At 59.0% G+C, this 18,193-nt stretch carries 14 protein-coding genes; 4 read left to right on the top strand and 10 right to left on the bottom strand.

What is annotated here, in order from left to right; all coding sequences use genetic code 11:
* Positions 1-42 precede the first annotated feature (42 nt).
* Positions 43-1,380, top strand: coding sequence for an NADP-specific glutamate dehydrogenase (gdhA, locus tag YA0848_RS28095; protein WP_169903484.1), 1,338 nt, complete (start codon positions 43-45; stop codon positions 1,378-1,380).
* Here gdhA and YA0848_RS28090 read toward each other — a convergent pair.
* The 5 genes from YA0848_RS28090 to YA0848_RS28070 form a co-directional block, all read right to left on the bottom strand.
* Positions 1,377-1,874 (bottom strand): GreA/GreB family elongation factor, encoded by a 498-nt coding sequence (locus YA0848_RS28090; protein ID WP_034100823.1) that lies wholly within the window; start codon positions 1,872-1,874, stop codon positions 1,377-1,379. The genes gdhA and YA0848_RS28090 overlap by 4 nt on opposite strands.
* 70 nt (positions 1,875-1,944) lie before the next feature.
* On the bottom strand, positions 1,945-2,301 hold the full coding sequence (locus YA0848_RS28085; protein ID WP_169903483.1) for a hypothetical protein: 357 nt from the start codon (positions 2,299-2,301) through the stop codon (positions 1,945-1,947).
* 135 nt (positions 2,302-2,436) lie between these two features.
* Complete coding sequence (locus tag YA0848_RS28080; RefSeq protein ID WP_034100819.1) at positions 2,437-2,742, bottom strand: chorismate mutase; 306 nt, start codon at positions 2,740-2,742, stop codon at positions 2,437-2,439.
* Between the two features lie 91 nt (positions 2,743-2,833).
* Positions 2,834-4,687: an Lnb N-terminal periplasmic domain-containing protein gene (locus YA0848_RS28075; RefSeq protein ID WP_047882034.1), complete on the bottom strand. Its 1,854-nt coding sequence runs from the start codon at positions 4,685-4,687 to the stop codon at positions 2,834-2,836.
* A 91-nt stretch (positions 4,688-4,778) separates the two neighbouring features.
* Complete coding sequence (locus YA0848_RS28070; RefSeq protein WP_016973832.1) at positions 4,779-5,267, bottom strand: DUF3015 domain-containing protein; 489 nt, start codon at positions 5,265-5,267, stop codon at positions 4,779-4,781.
* Positions 5,268-5,534: 267 nt separating this feature from the next.
* Here YA0848_RS28070 and YA0848_RS28065 point away from each other — a divergent pair, with 267 nt between their 5' ends.
* A complete protein-coding gene (locus YA0848_RS28065; RefSeq protein ID WP_034115167.1) occupies positions 5,535-7,976 on the top strand; it encodes a Lon protease family protein in 2,442 nt (813 codons plus the stop codon).
* Positions 7,977-8,913: 937 nt separating this feature from the next.
* A complete protein-coding gene (locus YA0848_RS28060; protein WP_034100813.1) occupies positions 8,914-9,231 on the top strand; it encodes a PA4575 family protein in 318 nt (105 codons plus the stop codon).
* A gap of 5 nt (positions 9,232-9,236) precedes the next feature.
* Here the strand turns inward: YA0848_RS28060 and YA0848_RS28055 are convergent, their stop codons facing one another.
* The gene (locus YA0848_RS28055) at positions 9,237-11,060 is read right to left on the bottom strand and encodes a hypothetical protein (RefSeq protein WP_169868429.1); all 1,824 of its coding nucleotides are present in this window, start codon (positions 11,058-11,060) and stop codon (positions 9,237-9,239) included.
* Positions 11,061-11,224: 164 nt separating this feature from the next.
* Between YA0848_RS28055 and YA0848_RS28050 the strand changes: the two genes are divergently transcribed.
* On the top strand, positions 11,225-11,713 hold the full coding sequence (locus YA0848_RS28050; RefSeq protein WP_034100811.1) for a TIGR00645 family protein: 489 nt from the start codon (positions 11,225-11,227) through the stop codon (positions 11,711-11,713).
* 15 nt (positions 11,714-11,728) lie between these two features.
* Here the strand turns inward: YA0848_RS28050 and YA0848_RS28045 are convergent, their stop codons facing one another.
* From YA0848_RS28045 to YA0848_RS28030, 4 genes are all read right to left on the bottom strand, one after another.
* Positions 11,729-13,162, bottom strand: a complete 1,434-nt coding sequence (locus tag YA0848_RS28045) for an ArnT family glycosyltransferase (protein WP_198731460.1) — start codon at positions 13,160-13,162, stop codon at positions 11,729-11,731.
* A gap of 151 nt (positions 13,163-13,313) precedes the next feature.
* Positions 13,314-15,476, bottom strand: coding sequence for a methyl-accepting chemotaxis protein (locus YA0848_RS28040; RefSeq protein ID WP_034100807.1), 2,163 nt, complete (start codon positions 15,474-15,476; stop codon positions 13,314-13,316).
* Between the two features lie 159 nt (positions 15,477-15,635).
* On the bottom strand, positions 15,636-16,739 hold the full coding sequence (locus YA0848_RS28035) for an HD-GYP domain-containing protein (protein ID WP_169903482.1): 1,104 nt from the start codon (positions 16,737-16,739) through the stop codon (positions 15,636-15,638).
* A gap of 79 nt (positions 16,740-16,818) precedes the next feature.
* Positions 16,819-17,751, bottom strand: coding sequence for a chemotaxis protein CheV (locus tag YA0848_RS28030; protein WP_034115155.1), 933 nt, complete (start codon positions 17,749-17,751; stop codon positions 16,819-16,821).
* Between the last annotated feature and the right edge of the window lie 442 nt (positions 17,752-18,193).

Below are 18,193 nucleotides of genomic sequence, written 5' to 3'. Positions count from 1 at the left end.
GCCCAATCTCATTTAAAAACAATCAATTTGCCGAGACTTTTCATGATCGAATCCGTCGAATCCTTCCTCGCTCGCCTAAAGAAACGTGACCCTGATCAGCCGGAATTTCACCAGGCCGTAGAAGAAGTCCTGCGCAGCCTGTGGCCATTTCTCGAAGCCAATCCGCACTATCTGAATTCGGGCATTCTGGAGCGGATGTGCGAGCCCGAGCGTGCGATTACGTTCCGGGTGTCGTGGGTGGATGATCACGGCAAGGTCCAAGTCAATCGCGGGTTCCGCATTCAGATGAACAGCGCCATCGGCCCGTACAAGGGCGGGCTGCGTTTCCACCCGTCGGTGAACCTGGGGGTTTTGAAGTTTCTCGCCTTCGAGCAGACCTTCAAGAATTCCCTGACCTCGTTGCCCATGGGCGGCGGCAAAGGGGGTTCGGACTTCGATCCCAAGGGCAAGAGCGACGCCGAGGTGATGCGTTTCTGCCAGGCGTTTATGAGCGAGCTGTATCGGCATATCGGTGCGGACGTCGATGTGCCGGCCGGTGATATCGGCGTGGGTGCCCGGGAGATCGGCTTCCTGTTTGGTCAATACAAGCGCCTGAGCAACCAATTCACCTCGGTGCTGACCGGTAAGGGCATGACCTACGGCGGTAGCCTGATCCGTCCCGAAGCCACCGGTTTTGGCTGTGTGTACTTTGCCGAAGAAATGCTCAAGCGCGAAGGCCAGCGCGTGGAAGGCAAGCGCGTCGCGGTATCCGGGTCCGGCAACGTGGCGCAATACGCGGCGCGTAAGGTCATGGACTTGGGCGGCAAGGTGATTTCCCTGTCTGACTCCGAAGGCACCCTGTACGCCGAAAGTGGTTTGACCGAGGAGCAATGGTCGGCGCTGCTGGAACTGAAAAACGTACAGCGCGGCCGTATCAGCGAACTGGCCGAGCGCTTTGGCCTGGAGTTCCGCAAAGGCCAAACGCCGTGGGCGCTGGCCTGTGACATCGCGTTGCCCTGTGCGACCCAGAACGAACTGGACGCCGACGCCGCCCGCACCTTGCTGCTTAACGGCTGCCTCTGCGTGGCCGAAGGCGCCAACATGCCGACCACGCTGGAGGCTGTGGATATCTTTATCGAGGCGGGCATTCTGTTCGCACCGGGCAAGGCATCCAATGCCGGTGGCGTGGCGGTGAGCGGCCTGGAAATGTCGCAGAACGCCATGCGCTTGCTGTGGACCGCCGGGGAGGTGGACAGCAAGCTGCACGCCATCATGCAATCGATCCATCACGCGTGTGTGCACTACGGCGAAGAAAACGGCCGGGTTAACTACGTCAAAGGCGCGAATATCGCCGGTTTCGTCAAAGTGGCCGACGCAATGCTGGCCCAAGGCATCGTCTAGGCCTCGGTGTCGATGCGCAGCACTTCGATCAACTGATCGCCGACGGGGCGCTTCCAGAGCACCTCGTCACCGACCCGCGCACCGAGCAACGCGCGGCCAAGGGGCGAGCCCCAGTTGATCAACCCTGCACTGGCGTCGGCCTGGTCTTCACCCACCAATTGGATGCGTTGCTGCTCATCCTGCTCGTTGGCGAAGGTGACCCAGCTGCCGATCTGCGCCTGATCGGTGGACGTGGCAGGCGCTACCACCTGGGCGCTTTGCACCCGCTGGTTGAAATAGCGCAAATCCCGCTCAAGGTCGGCCTGGCGCTGTTTATCGGCCTGCTCGCCCTTGGCGGATTCGGCGCCATGTTCCTGCTGCAACTGCGCGACTTTGGCGTGCAACTGCGCCAGACCTTGCGCGGTCAGGCGGTTGGGTTGCTCACTGACTTGACGCTCCACCGGCTGATCGGCCTGGGCGGCGGCGTTGTCTTCATTTACAAAAGCACGGCTCATGATGATCTCCCTCTATGGAGCTTGGGCCATGTTCGCTGTGCTTTAGTTTCGATGGATGTCTGAAAGCGACCTATTGCGAGCGATAGGCCCGGGCTGCATCGCGATCCTTCTCCTGCTGCCACTCGCGTTCGCGCTCATCCCAATGGCGCTCTTTGTAATCGCGCAGTTCTTCGTTCTCCCGCATCGCCTTGCACTGACGAAAACCGTCCTCCCAGCCCTCGGCGTACTCCCGCTCTTGCAGATAGCGCGGCACATTCTTGCGAAACTCCCCACTGATCACCCCAGCCGCCTGGCGACCGCTGCTGCAGCCATCGTCAAAGCCATCGGCGAAGGCCGGTGGATAACCCTTGGCCAACAATTCCTGATGGGTCGTCTGGCAACCCGCCAACCCCATTACCGCCGACAACATGACCGCATACCGCCACATGGCGTACTCCCTGGCCGTTTTACGGCTGATAGGGAAAGTCTAGAAGGGGTTTCGTCGGACGGATGTGAAGGGGGTGTGAGAAATGTGTTGGCCTTAACGGTAGAGGCCAAATCTTTGCTCAGCCCGCTTTAGGGGTTAGGTCGCCTGCTGCGTGGTCAGCGCTGCGTGCTCAGCCAATTCCTGCTGGATAAACGCCGCAATCATGGCGCGATAAACCTGTTCGGTGACTTGCGGATTGGCGCCCGCCACCTCCGCCAGGTTGCGCACTTTGGCGATCACTTGTTCGACCCGCTGTGGGGCCTTGACGCCATCGGCATCTTTTTTGAAGTGGGCGGCCTGGGAGACGTAGCGGCCGCGTTCGGCCAGAAGAGTGACGATTTGTTGGTCGAGGCGGTCGATATTGTTTCGAACTTCTTCAAGGGTGGTGCAGGTAACGGCCATGTCGAGTGAACTCCTGATGGTGCGGGCAATGCTAACAAATGGGGGAGGGTGCTTGCCCCTTCCCGCATTTTTGATTTTCGCCAGGCGTTGGTCAGTAGTGGTACCACTTCACTTCAAGCATCACTTCATTGACCGGTGAGGATAGATGGCTGTATTCGCGCTGGGCGCTCAGGCGCAGGCCCAGGTTGCGGGACAGTTCCCACTGTTGGTTGAGGCTGAGGCTGCGCCGCACTTCGCCATTGGTGAAGAAATCGCCTTTGGCTTCCAGGCTCAGGTTGCCCAGCGGGTTTTTCCACAGTACGCCGGTGTTAAAGCCAGCGGCCGGGGAGATGGCTTCGTTGAAGTCGTTGTTGTGTTCCACACGCACGGTGCCGAGGGCGAAGCCGAGCATGTCGTCGCGCAGTTGCCAGGTGCTGCCGGCGCCGCCGTTGACATGGGCGACCAGGGTTTCGTCGTCGTGTTTGCCCGGTACGCGTTCCAGGCCGCCGGTGACTTGCCAGGACCAGGGCTGCAGCAACGCGTTGCGCGGGGTCAGGGAGCGGATGGTGGCCAGGTCCAGTTGTTGCAACTGCCAGTGGTTGCCTTCGTACTGGCGCAGTTTCATTTGCAGGATTTCGATCTGCGCGCCGAGGGGGAAGCCTTCAGCGTTGTCGTTGAGGTCGTGGTAAGCCATGCGCAGGCCGTATTCGCCGAAAGCCTTGTCGCCACGGGTGCCGATACCGGCTTGCCAGGTGCGGGATTCATGGCCGTCTTCCGGCAGGCCGGGCGGCTGGATCTTGAGGTCGGGCGCAGGGTTCTGGTTGATCGCGCGCAGCAGCTCGAAGCTGCGTTGGGAGCGGGCGGTGTCGCGTTCCAGGCCATTGGCGCGGTAGCGGCCCAGGCGATAAGCCGCGTCGATAATCAGGGCCTGACGCTCGCGGGGCAGGGCCTTGAAGGCCGGCTCCTGCAATTGCTTCTGGTCGTCGCTGATCTTGAGCACCCATTGCTGCTCGTCGCCATCCAAGGGTTTGGCGCGTTCAAGCAATTCGCGCTCGCGGGACGGGCGATAGTCGATTTTCTCTACAAGACCCGCCTCTTTCACGGCTTTGACTGTATCGGTGGGGATGGCGGTCAGCGGGAATTGCTCGGTCAAACGCAGGCCGGGGCGGGCGACTTGCAGCAGTTCCAACAGGCGATAAGAGCAGTTTTCGTCGAAGAAAAAGTAATCGAACTGGATCTGCTTGAGTTCCCACACATGCTCGACCATGCGCTCGGTCTCGACCTGGGTGAGGTTGAGGCGGTATTCCCACAGGTCGCGGTTCTCCAGGCTACGGTACTCGGAGAGTTTTTCCTGGTAGGGCACCAGCGCGAACAGGCCGGGGTAGCCGCCCATCAGGCCCTTCCAGGCGTAGAGAATGCTGTTGTCCGAGCCTTCGATATACGCGCCGAAATTAATCGCGTAGCTAAGCAGTGCGGTGTTGTTGCTTTGCACGTCGGCCTGGTCGATACGCAACAACGTGTGGCCGAACATCGACGACGGACTGTTGAGGTAGGCCGCCGGGAAGATCATCACCGCACTGTGGGGGGCGACGTCCTTGAACCATTGCTTGAATTCGGCGCAGTCCACGGCGGGCAGGTCGGTCAGGTGCAACTGATCCTTGAGCCAGCGGGTACGTGCGGGGTAGACGCATTGGGCGTGTTTTTCACCCAGGCCGGCGGGCGCATAGAGTGCGTCGACGGTGGCCTTGAGTTCCGCGTCCGGATGGTGAGCACCATCGGCCGCCAGGAAAAATTTCTTATCGCTGACATAACTGCGCCAGCCTTTGAGCTTGCCGGCTTCGTAATGGCCCAGGGAAAGCCAGAACGGATCGTTGGCCAATTGCTGCAAACGCTGATCATCAAGGTGCGGGGCCGCATACAGCGGGGCGCAGGCGAAGAGTGCCAGACAGGCAATTCGTTTGAGCATAGAGGCAACTTAAGTCGGAAATAGAAAGACCCAAAGGGGAGGCGGGCCCAAAAATAAAACCCGCGCCTGGAGAGGCGCGGGCCGGTCGAGCTTAAGCCTGGGTCGCGTATTTCGCCAGACGGGCATCGCTTTTCAGTACAGCGAGGGTGTTGTTGTGCACGTCGTCAGCAGTGACGTCAGCTTTGCTGAAGATTTGCTGGAAGTGCTCGTGAGTCACGGCAGCGAAGTGCTCGCGATCTTCGGGCGCAACACCCAGTACCACGGCGTAGGTGGTCAGTGCTTCGCCATTACCCTTGGCCATGTCTTCGGACAGCTCGTTCATCATGCCATTCATGGCAATCCAAGACTTGCCGCCGTAGGTCAGCGCGCTGTTGGTGCTGCAACCGTTGGTGCCCGAGGTCATGCCGAAGGTGGCGTTACCCGAGGTGCCGTTAGTGGTGGAAGCCAGGAAGTGAGCCGGAGTGCCGCGCTGGCCTTCGAACAACATGTTGCCCCAACCGCAGTTCGGGCCACCTGGTGCTTCTGCCATTGCATTGAGGGAGACGACGGTGAAGAGAGTACCGAGAAGGATCCGTTTCATAGCTTTGTTCTCTTTGTGTGCAAACCAATGGACAAGGGTTCAGGCACTTCATAGCGCCCTAGGGATCGGTTATTAGTCCAACCCGCGCAGTTTGGAGTTTAGGCACGTTCGAAGGGTTCCGTGGGTTTTTATAAAACCGTTGGCGATTTGATGAAATATTTGCCGGCCGCCTCCCGCGTCTATGCTTTCCCAGAGACCCGCCTTGCCAGAGCGCGCAAGGGGGAGCCAGAATGCCGCTATCTGCCCCGCCTGATGTAAGGAAGCCCGATGCCTGATCCTGTTGCTGCCAGCCTGCGTCTAGCGCCCGATGCGCTGACTCGCCCTTTCTCCGCTGAACAGTTCAGCTTCTCGACCACCAATGATTTGGAGCCCTTTCGCGGTGTGCTTGGCCAGGAACGCGCGGTTGAAGCCTTGCAGTTCGGTGTGGCCATGCCACGCCCCGGTTACAACGTTTTTGTCATGGGCGAGCCGGGCACCGGTCGCTTTTCGTTCGTCAAACGCTACCTGAAGGCCGAAGGCAAGCGCCTGCAAACCCCGTCGGACTGGGTTTACGTCAATAACTTCGATGAACCTCGCGAGCCGCGCGCCCTTGAGTTGCCCGCCGGGGGAGGCGCAGCGTTCATTACCGATATCAATGCGCTGATCGACAACCTGGTGGCCACGTTCCCGGCCGTGTTCGAACACCCTACCTACCAGCAGCGCAAGAGCGCTATCGACCGCGCCTTCAACCAGCGTTACGACAAAGCGCTGGACGTAATCGAACGCCTGGCCCTGGAAAAAGACGTGGCGCTGTACCGCGACAGCTCCAATATCGCGTTCACGCCGATGCTCGACGGCAAGGCTCTGGACGAGGCCGAGTTCTCGCAGTTGCCGGAAGCCGACCGCGAGCGCTTTCACACCGATATTTCCGAGCTGGAAGAACGCCTCAACGAAGAGCTGGCCAGCCTGCCGCAGTGGAAACGCGAGTCGAATAACCAACTGCGCCAGTTCAACGAAGAAACCATCACCCTGGCCCTTCAGCCATTGCTGGCGCCGCTGTCGGAAAAGTACGCGGAAAACGCGGCCGTCTGCGGTTACCTGCAAGCCATGCAGGTGTACCTGCTCAAGACCGTGGTCGAGCAATTGGTGGATGATGCCAAGACCGATGCCCAGGCCCGCAAGCTGCTGGAAGAGCAGTACTGCCCGAGCCTGGTGGTGGGCCATCCGGTCAACGGCGGCGCACCGGTGGTGTTCGAGCCGCACCCGACCTACGACAACCTGTTCGGGCGTATCGAATACAGCACCGATCAGGGCGCGCTCTACACCACCTATCGCCAACTGCGCGCAGGCGCGTTGCACCGCGCCAATGGCGGGTTTCTGATCCTTGAAGCGGAAAAAATGCTCAGCGAGCCGTTCGTGTGGGACGCCCTCAAGCGGTCCCTGCAGTCGCGCAAGCTGAAAATGGAGTCGCCGCTGGGCGAATTGGGGCGTCTGGCCACCGTGACCCTCAACCCGCAGATGATCCCGCTGCAGGTCAAAGTCATCATTATCGGTTCGCGTCAGTTGTACTACGCGTTGCAGGACGCCGATCCGGACTTCCAGGAAATGTTCCGGGTGCTGGTGGACTTCGACGAAGACATCCCGATGGTCGACGAAAGCCTGGAGCAGTTCGCGCAGTTGCTCAAAACCCGCACCTCGGAAGAGGGCATGGCGCCGCTGACATCCGACGCCGTGGCGCGCCTGGCCACTTACAGCGCGCGGCTGGCGGAGCATCAGGGGCGGTTGTCGGCGCGTATTGGTGATCTGTTCCAATTGGTCAGCGAGGCGGATTTCATTCGTCACCTGGCGGGCGACGAGATGACCGACGCCGGCCATATCGAACGCGCACTCAAGGCTAAGGCCACGCGCACCGGGCGGGTGTCGGCGCGGATTCTCGACGATATGCTCGCCGGGGTGATCCTGATCGACACCGCCGGTGCGGCGGTCGGCAAGTGCAACGGCCTGACGGTGCTGGAAGTGGGCGACTCGGCGTTCGGCGTGCCGGCGCGGATTTCTGCCACGGTGTACCCCGGCGGCAGCGGGATTGTCGACATCGAGCGTGAGGTCAACCTCGGCCAGCCGATCCACTCCAAGGGCGTGATGATCCTCACCGGTTACCTGGGCAGCCGCTATGCCCAGGAATTCCCGCTGGCGATTTCGGCCAGCATCGCTTTGGAACAGTCCTACGGCTACGTGGACGGTGACAGTGCGTCCCTCGGCGAAGCGTGCACGTTGATCTCGGCGCTGTCGAAAACCCCGCTCAAGCAGTGCTTTGCCATCACCGGCTCCATCAACCAGTTTGGTGAAGTGCAGGCGGTGGGTGGGGTTAACGAGAAGATCGAAGGTTTCTTCCGTCTCTGCGAAGCCCGTGGGCTGACCGGCGAGCAGGGGGCGATCATTCCCCAGGCCAACGTTGCCACACTGATGCTCGATGAAAAGGTGCTGCAGGCCGTGCGGGCTGGGCAGTTCCACATCTACGCGGTACGCCAGGCCGATGAAGCCTTGAGCCTGCTGGTGGGCGAGGATGCCGGCGAGCCGGATGCCGAAGGGCAATTCCCGGAAGGCACCGTCAACGCCCGGGTGGTCGAGCGTTTGCGCGCGATTGCCGAAATGATCAGTGAAGACGACCTCAAAGAAGCAGAGAAGGAACTGGCGCAACAGGCGCTGGCCGAGGCCAAACCCGCTTCATAACAGCCGATGTCACTGAATGCACCGATTTGTGTGGTGAGCGAGCCGGCCTCGCGCGGGGCAAGCCCGCTCACCACAGGGGTTGGTGTGTTGCCACAAAACCTTAGTTGTCTGCCGCTTCTCGCAAACGAAATGGCGCTGAAAATCCAAGCCTCTACCCCGATCCTTGTGGTGAGCGAGCTTGTCTCGCGCGGGGCAAGCCCGTTCACCACATGGGTTGGGGTGTTGCCACAGAACCTGAGTTGACTCCCGCTTTTCTCAAGCGAAATGGCGCTGGAAATCCAAGCCTGTGCCCCGATCCCTGTGGTGAGCGAGCTGGCCTCGCGCGGGGCAAGCCCGCTCACCACAGGGGTTGGGGTGTTGCCACAGAACGTGAGTTGACTGCCGCTTTTCTCAAGCGAAATGGCGCTGGAAATCCAAGCCTCTGCCCCTATCCCTGTGGTGTGCGAGTTGGCCTCGCGCGGGGCAAGCCCGCTCACCACAGGGGTTGGGGGGGTGCCGCAGAACGTGAGTTGACCTGCCGCTTCTCTCAAACGAAATGGCGCTAAAAAATCCAAGCCTCTGCCCCTATCCCTGTGGTGAGCGAGCTGGCCTCGCGCGGGGCAAGCCCGTTCACCACAGGGGTTGGGGTGTTGCCACAGAACCTGAGTTGACTGCCGCTTTTCTCAAGCGAAATGGCGCTGGAAATCCAAGCCTGTGCCCCGATCCCTGTGGTGAGCGAGCTTGTCTCGCGCGGCGCCAGTTCGCTCGCCGCAAGGTTGGCAGAAATGACAATAATTTGACTGGTGACTACAGGGGCCTACACCGTTGGTCTCTACGGCCTTGGTTTGTCGTGTTTTTCTTCTATCCTGAGGATTAGGGATATCCACAGGAGTCGCTGGACAGCAACAGCCTCGCCCACGCGCAGGGGCTGAACACCGAACTACCGAGGGTCGCCGCCATGTCGCGCAACCTCTGTCTTACCCGCCAGTACTTCGGACTGGCTACCCGTATCGAATGCGCCATTCGCCCTCTCGCTGGGGATAACGGGCTGTGGACGGTGCTGTTTGCCGCCGGGATGACCGGCGAGCAGCCGTCCGCGGTGAAGTCCCAGGGCCCATTTCGCGGCCCCTTCGAGGCAGCCCATCTGCTGGAGTCGATCGTCGAAAACCTGACCCGGCAGGGCTACGAAATGGTCGAGGACCCGCCGATCTGGTGCCTGCACTTGCAGGCTCATCTTCGACTGCTCAACCGCAACCACGAGCAGCTCGCTCTGTAATCCGCTTATTTGCTCTCGGGCTTATCCAGTTTGACCTCAAAGCCGTATTGCACGGTATTCAGCTCGGTACGCTGGTAGCTTTCCAGCGCGCTCGGCTGGCCGTAGAAGTAATGCACGTCGAATAACGCCGTGCCGTATTCCGCGGCGCGATGGCTGACGGCGAGGATTTCCTTGAGGTAGTGGCCGCTGGCGTCCTTGGCATAGAAACGCCAGCTGTCGGAGGGGAAGGCTTTCTGGTCGACAACCAGCGCGTTGTCCTTGAGCGACAGGCCCTTAGGCAACGTGCCCACGTCGATCTGGTTTTTCTCGATGGTCGCCAGGAACAACGGGATCGAGCCCACCACATAAGCGGGGTTTTCCGGAAACAGCGTGAGGTCGTAGGTGAGGGTGCCGCGTGCCGGGTTCAGCTCAAAAGCCTCGGTGGGCAATTCAATCGGTTCGCCGCGCTCGCCTTTTTCATCGGCAGTAAAGAAGGTCACCGGCGACTCAGTGCTATTACGCTCGGCGCCCACCAGATCGTCATTGAACGTGAAGGGGTGGTCGAACACGATAGTCGCGGCGCTGGCGTCTTCGACGGACTGGCTGATGGTGACGCTGTTTTTCAGCTGGTCTTCGGTCAGTGTGGCGTCCTTGAGCCAATCGGCGGCGCTGTCGTCATACACGGTGACCGGCATGGGCAAGGCTTGCACGGTTTTTTCCAGGTTGTTTTTGTCGAAGCGAAGCACCGGCAGGTCGAGGTCCTTGCGGGTCACCGTGGCCTTGGAAAAATCCAGCACGTTGACTTGCAGGGTGTCGATCAGCCCATTGAAGTACACCTTGGCGTAATGGCTGTTCTGCTGGTGTTCGAAGGCTTTTTGCTCATCGCTGAGCTGTTTTTCCAAGGCGTCGGACCAGACTTTTTGCTTTTGCATCTCGGCCAATTGTTTCTGGTAGAACGCTACCTGAGCCGCGCTTTCATTGATGGATCCCGAGCGAGTAAGGAATTGCCCGGTGCTGTCGCGCGCCTGTACCAGCAGCGGGTTGGGGGACTCATCGCCGACTTGGGGCGCCAGGGGCTGACTATTGGTCAGTTCGATTTCGGCGTAGTTCTTCTCCAGACGCAGCAGATTGACGCTGATCGCGCCTTCAGTGCGCGGGTGGCCTACGTCCTTGGTCGACAAGTCAAACGTCAGCACATTGCCCGGCGCGATCACCTCCACCGTGCCCTTGAGGCTCACCGGTTGCGGCTGGCTTTTGTTTTCGGTCTCGATGCCGTCGATGAACGGGTAGGTCACCGTCAGATCATCGGGGTTGGTCAGGTTGGAGCTGCTGGGGCTCAGTTGGATGCCCGGATCGGTTTCCGACCATTCCGGCTGGAACGGAATGACTTTGTGGTTGCTCAGGGTGACCGACTGCCATTCTAGGCCGTGGGGAAACGGGAATTGGTCGGGCAGGTTGAAATTGAATGGGAAGACCGGCTGCAGATCGGTCAGGTAATCGGAGTGGGAGGTCTTGCGCAGCACGAACAGGCCATTGATGTAGGTGTCCACCAACGCCTGGGGCGTGGGGTAGTGCTTGAGCAGGGCCAGGGAGTCTTCACCGTACTCGGGCTCGATGGGCTTGTTGGCGAGCTTGAGTTGCGCGCGCTCCAGCAACAGCAGCGAGCCGCCGAGGTCAGCGATGGCGTCGCGCAGTTTGGGATCTTGGATGCTGTCCAAGGATTGTTCGAATTGCGCGGTTTTCTCTTCGAGGGTGGCCTGTTTTTTTTCATCGCTGGGGGAGCAGCCGCCCGCCAGCAGCAATGCTGCGCACAGGCCGAAACCGGCCAAAGGGGATCGCACATCCATCATCTGAGTTTCTTCCTGTCCGACATCATCGAGCCGAGTTGATGGGCTCGACACTAGCAGAAAAATTCTCTTACAGAAGCCGCCCAGGTCAGTTTTCTCGCGGTTACAGCGCGCTGATGGCGGCTGGTATACTCGCCGCCATTTCTAACCACGCTGTGTGAGATCCAATGGAACGCTTTATCGAAAATGCGATGTACGCCTCGCGCTGGTTGCTGGCGCCGATCTACCTGGGGCTGTCCCTGGGCTTGCTGATCCTGGCGTTGAAATTCTTCCAGGAAATCATTCACGTCATTCCCAACATCTTCACCATGTTGGAAGCCGAAGTGATCCTGCTGCTGTTGTCGTTGATCGACATGGCCCTGGTCGGCGGCCTGTTGGTGATGGTGATGATTTCCGGCTACGAGAACTTCGTCTCGCAGTTGGATATCGACGACAACAAGGAAAAGCTCAACTGGCTGGGCACCATGGACTCTTCGTCGCTGAAGATGAAAGTGGCGGCCTCCATCGTAGCGATTTCCTCCATCCACTTGCTGCGCATTTTTATGGACGCCAAGAACGTCGATCCTCAGCACCTGATGTGGTACGTGATCATCCACATGACCTTCGTGGTCTCGGCATTCGCCATGGGTTACCTGGACAAACTCACCAAACACTAACCTGCCGCGCCGGCCCTACTGCTCGACGAAGTAGTAGGGCTGGCGATTGATCGCCATTTCCTTGATCACCTTGACCGGCGTGCTCAGGCCGTCGGTACGGTCCAGCAACGCAACGTTGCCAGGCCTGGCGGCGAGATAACTGTGCAGTTGCGCGTCTGTCTGCAAGATCTTCAAGTAGCTCTGCAAATAAAACACGCTGGCCCCGGCGATACGTTCGTTGGGTTGAAACAACACCACTTCCTTGCCTTCGGCTTGCAGTGCCTGAACCTGGCGGATCACCGGCACGAACGACTGACGCACATCGGCTTTGGGCGCAAACCAGAACGCGGCCGTCAGGTAACACGCCACCGCTAGCGTGAACACGCCGCCGACCAGACGCCTGTGGTACTTGTAGAGTGACGGCTTATGCGCCTTCAGCCACTCCAGGATGACCCGCCCATACTCGGCGGCCAGCACCGCGGCGGCGGGTGTCAGGGCCATCAGGTACACCGTGCGTTTGCTTGAGGCCAACGTCAGCAACGTGAACTGCGCCACCAGCCAAACGCTGAAAAATAACCGGTAACGATTACGTACCAGGCTTTTGCGGAAATGCCACAGCCCCAGGTACACGAGGATGTTCCACGGTAAAAACGCTTGCGGCAGCTTCAGCAGGTAGTAATAGAACGGCTCGTAATGCCCAGCCTCGACGAATTCGCCGCTGAAGCGTCCGACGCTATTGGTCCACAGCACTTCGCCCACGGCCTGCAGGCCGCCGCGTTGGAATAGGAATGTCAGCCAGATCAGCAATGGAATCAGGGCCAGCAGGGTAAACGCCGCCGGCTTGAGCCAGTCCCCGAGGCGCAGGCGTTTATCCATCAAGCTGGTGCTGACCAAGTACACAAAAATCACCACGCCGGGCATCGCCAGGCCTAGCACGCCTTTGCTCAACGTGGCGATCACCATCCCGGCGGTAAACAACGCCCAGGCGCCGGTTGCCGAACCTTGACGATCCGGCCGCACCGCCTGGTAGAACGCCAACAGGGCGGTGGTCACGCCCAGGCTGAGCAACGCATCTTCGCCGACACCCCGCACATTGCTCCAGTAACTGGCCATGGTCGCCAGGATCAATGCCGCGCTGAACGCCAGGGTTTGCGGGCGTCCGAACTTGCGCAGCATCCCGTACAGCAGCATCACGCTGAACAACCCAGCAAGGGCCGACGCCAGGCGCACCGCCCAGGTGGTGCCGCCGAACACGCGAATCGCGCCGGCGTCCAGCCACAGGCTCAGGGGTGGTTTTTCCAGGAACGGCTCGCGAAACAACTGCGGCACCACCCAGTCGTTGTCCAGGTGCATCGCCATGGCGATCCCGGCGACGCGGGCTTCGGTGGAGCCTTGCAGTTCGTGGTTATCCAAAGCAAAGAAAAACAACAGGCCAGCAAGCAGGAGCAGCAGAGAGGCGGGGCGCGTCATGGGTTGTGGATACCGGGGCAGGGGGCCGCTCGGGGGAGCGGCTCGCAGTCGGTCAGTATAGGGAGGCGATTCTTAACATTTCGTGAATGAACCTGCGGTTGATGAAAGGGACCGAGGGCAGCGGTTGACCGCCCCCGGCCGGGCCGCCGCGCTAACTGGTTTTGACCTTGAAACGGCTCAGCCCTTGCTGCATGGCGTTAGCCCGTTCCGACAAGTTCTTGGCCGCCACCGCGCATTGCTGGGAGTTGTGCTGATTTTGCTGAGTCACTTCATCGATCTGCTCCAAGCCGATACTGGCCTGCTGCAACCCGGAGGCTTGTTCGCTCGAAGCCTGGTAGATCAGGGACACCAAGCTCGAAACCGCCGTGGTGCCATTAACGATATTGCGCAGCGAATCGGCGGTGCGTCCGGCGATGACCATGCCGCGCTGGGTCTTGGTCGACGAGTCGGCGATCAGCGCCGCGGTTTGCTGGGCGGCTTCGGCACTGCGTGCGGCGAGGCTACGCACTTCGTCGGCCACCACGGCAAAACCACGGCCGAGTTCGCCGGCACGCGCCGCTTCAATGGCGGCGTTCAAGGCCAGCAGGTTGGTCTGGGCAGCAATATTGTCGATGGTGGTGATGATGGCCGTGATGTCTTTGCCCGAGTTGTCGATCTCGGCCATGGCGGCGATCAGCTCGCTCATCAGCTGGTCACTTTCCCCCGCGTCCGCGCGTGATGCCTGTGACTGCTCATCGGCCTTCTTAGCGTTGGCCGCGTTGTCGGTGGTTTGCGCGGCCATTTGCGTCATGACCGCACTGATCTCGGTGATGGACGACGCGGAGTTGGCCGCACCCTCGGACAACGACTGACTCAACTCTGTGACCTGGCCCGAACTGCCGGTGATCTCGGTGGCGCTGACCTGAACCTGGGAGATCAGGTTGTTCAAGTTGCCGACCATTTTTTCCAGCGCCTTGCCCAAGGTGTCGTTGGGGGACGACAGACGAACCTCAAGGTCCAGGTCGCCTTCGGAGATGCGTTCGGCGACTTTGACCTGACGTTGCAGGCTGTCCGACATTTCGTTCAGGGCAAAAGACAACTGCCCGACTTCATCTTCGGATTTCTGAACCAGACGCTGGGAAAAATCCCCAAGACTGATGGTCGCGGCCAGGGTCGCGGCCTCACGGATCGGGCCGACGATTTTCGCGGTGGCAAACCACAACACCATCAAGGCCAGCACAGAAATACTGAGCCCGACGCCCACCTGCCAGATGCTGCTGCTCAGCCCGCGGGACTTCAGCTCCTGCTCCAGCGCAATCGCCTGGCTCATCACCACGGCCTTGGGCAAATGGATCAGGATCGCCCAGGGTTTGCCGGTGCGGCCCAGGGTGATCGGCATTTGCACCTCGATCTCCTCAGCTTCCTGGTTCATCCGACTGTCACCCTGGCCTTTCTGCACGTTGGCCAACACTTTTTCCCAGGTGTCGGGCAGCAATGCCTTCAATGGCTGGCCGATTAGTTCGGGGCGTTTACTGTTGGCCACCACCAAGCCTTGATGGCTCAATATCGTCACCGAACCTTTGCCGTCATACAGGGCGGCGGACATTTGCTCACTGAGTTTCTGAATAAACGAAATATCGAAGTCAGCACCGACCACACCGTAGAACTTGCCATTGGCGGTGATGGGCACCGAGAGCGTCGTCAGCCATACGTTTTTGCCTTGAACCACGTAGGGGATCGGGTCCAACACGCTCTCTTTCTGAGTGTCGCGGGGGCCGGAGTACCAGCCGCCTTTAAGGACACCATTGGGGTGACGCGCGTCGGAGTCGTATTCCACCAGCGGTTGCACGGCGATATGGCCGTCCGAGCTGCGGGTCCAATAGGGGGTAAAGCGACCCGTCAGCGGGTTGTTACCGCCCTCATTGTTACGAGAGGCTTGATCCTGAGCGTCGAGGGCATCCGGCTCCCAGCACGAGTAGGTGCCGTTGAAATCCGGGTTGTCCTTGAGCACGCTGAGCAACATTGTGTTGATTTGCTCCCGGCCCAGAGCGAGCGGGCTTTGCGCACTTTTACTGGCGCTCATGGTGTTGGCCATTGTGCGAGCTGAGTCCAGGGCGTTCTGCAATTTGGCTTGGATGGCATTTGCGCGCGATTCGGCAAGGTTCTGCACTTCGCGGATGGTCGAATTTTCGATCAGCGTAGAAACTTCGCGGCCCACATAAGTTTGATTCGCATTTGAAGAGTACAGCCCATATAAAACCAGGCTGGCGCAAGAGATGAATAAGCAGAGTCCTGCAGTAAAGCAAATTCGAGTCTGCAATGAGTTGAATTTCATGATGATTCCTGCCCGCGCTGATAGTTACCAATACCGCCGGATACTGGCATTCCAATGTTTTTGTGCACACAAGACTTAAGGCTTAATCATGGGCTGCTTAGGCAGTAGCGCCGATGCTTATCGTTTCATCGGTCAATACTGCATGACAGTTATCGCTGCTCAGTTGGACTCATTATCATCGAGCCACAAGTGCTCGGTGTTTTTAAAGCCATAACGTTGCGGCGGCACCCGTGCGATGATGCGATCGGTTTGAGCGGGGTCACTCAAATCGATAACTTTCGGGGTGATATAAATATTAAGAACCGGTAAGAAGAATAACTTGACCTTGGGCGTCAACAGCGAATCGGTATGTTGTTCAATGACCACGCCGATCGTGCCACTTTTCATTTGAACAATAGAGCCCACTGGGTAAATGCCTACCGATTTTAGGAAAGCCCGAAATACTTCATCGTCAAAATGCCCCTGCCATGTGGACATTTGCTGAATGGCCACGGCGGGGTCCCAGCCTTGGTTGTAGGAGCGGTCGGAAGTCACCGCGTCATAGACGTCGCACACTGCGGCCATGCGTGAAAAAACACTGATTTGCTCACCCGCCAGCCCGTGAGGGTAGCCAGTGCCGTCAACTCTTTCGTGGTGATGCAGGCATACGTCCACCACCATGTCGCACATCTGGGCGGTGCCCATCAGGGTTTTTTCGCCTTCCAGGGGATGGCGGCGGACCACTTGCAATTCATCGCTGCTCAAACGCCCGGGTTTATTAAGGATGGCGTTTGGAATAGCCATCTTGCCGATGTCGTGCAGCAGGCCGGCCAGCCCCGCGCGACGAATGAGCGCGGGCGGCAGCTTGAGTTGTACGCCCAGCGCGATCATCAGTGCACACACCGCCACCGAGTGCATATAGGTGTAATCGTCGATGCTTTTAAGGCGTGCCAGGCTGATAAAAGCGTCTGGGTGGCGGGCGATCGAGCTGGAAATGTCATCCACTAGCGAGCTGATGGGCTCAAGCTCCAGCGCACGGCCCATGCGCGCATGGCTGAACATTTCGACGACTGCGGCTTTGGCTCGGGTGCACACCGCCTGGGCGGCGATCAGCTCGTCTTTCATTGAGGTAGGGGAGATGGGCGTGGTTGTGGTGCCGGGTTCGCATGCGGAATTAGGCGACGTGGTTGCGCAGCCCGATGTGCAGGTATCAAGCGTACCCTTCCAGAAAGGCCTTGCTTCGCCGTCTGGAGCCTGATGATAGAGCTCATTACACTTGGTCATGATATGGCCTCTACTGTTTCTTCTTTTTATGTATTGCCGCTCAGCCTCCCTGGCGTGAATGGTGTGGTGGTTGAATGGATCAGTTGGCGTTGGCCGCCTTGATGCGAGTGACGACCCGACCGGCCAAGTCATCCGGGCGGAACTTCGCCAGGAAGTCATCGGCCCCGACTTTCTTCACCATGGCCTGGTTAAACCCGCCCGACAGCGAGGTGTGCAACACAATATGCAACTTCGCCAGGCGCGGATCGCTGCGTACTTCAGCGGTCAGGGTGTAGCCATCCATCTCGGGCATCTCAATGTCCGAGATCATCATCAAAAACTCTTCCTGCGGATCGCGCCCTTCATCGAGCATGGCGCGAAGATAATCCAGAGCCTGACGCCCATCGTTCAGCGCAACCACCTCCACCCCGACGGTTTCCAGGCAACGCGTCACCTGCTTGCGGGCGACCATCGAGTCATCGACCGTGAGCACGCGCAGGTGCCGCGCCCACTGAGTCACCTGTTGATCCACCACACCGTTGGAAATCTCCTCCGACGTCGGAGAAATTTCCGTCAGCACCTTTTCCACATCGATGATCTCCACCAACCGATCATCCGCATGGGTCACAGCAGTCAGATAATTATTATCGCCACTGCCCTTGGGCGGAGGATGGATGTCCTCCCAATTCAAATTGACGATGTGCTCAACTGCATAAACCAGAAAGCCCTGAACGCGATTGTTGTACTCCGTAAGTATGATAAAAGCGCTCTCCTTATCGGTAATGCCCGGCAGCCCAGTGGCCATCGCAAGGTCTAGAACGGGGATAGAAGAGCCTCTGATGTTCGCTACGCCACAAATGTTGTTATTAGACTTTGGTAGTACAGATAACTTGGGGCAGCGAATAACCTCCCGCACTTTGAACACATTGATGCCGTACAACTGATGATCGTTGAACCGGAATAAAAGCAGCTCCAGGCGGTTTTGCCCGACCAGTTGCGTACGGCTGTTAACGGAAGCCAGAAGACCTGTCATACACACTCCCGATCCGGGTTTGATAGCGGTGATGTCGTAATGACATTAGCATAAGTAAGGGTATGTGAAATACCTGTGAAATAAAAAACAGGGCGGTGTGGTTGGTTAAAGAGAGGTGTTATCAGATGGGGTTGAGTTCAGACGGTTGTTTTAAATTAGATAGGTGGCTAGCTTATTAAGTGTGTGGTGAGAATAAATGTGATTGGTAAGTTTGAGGGTGTAGACGGGGAGTTTTTTAGAATGATGAAGTCGCGTTGAGTGCGGCTTTATGGGTCTTGATCCTACGCCAAGGCTAGTCATCGTCAGTGAGGATGACGTCGTTTTCTGCTGTCTTCGTTGCCTTGGTTTGGCAGAAGGGAGTGGTGGGAAGCATTGGTGGGCATGCGGGCCACCTCTGACATCGTTTTGGTATTCCCAAAGCTTGGGATACCAAAACGCCTGG

Source organism: Pseudomonas sp. S4_EA_1b (assembly GCF_016307435.1).
Classification (GTDB): domain Bacteria; phylum Pseudomonadota; class Gammaproteobacteria; order Pseudomonadales; family Pseudomonadaceae; genus Aquipseudomonas; species Aquipseudomonas rhodesiae.
The sequence above is the reverse complement of the archived record's forward strand: the minus strand, read 5'-3'. Positions and strand labels throughout refer to the sequence as shown.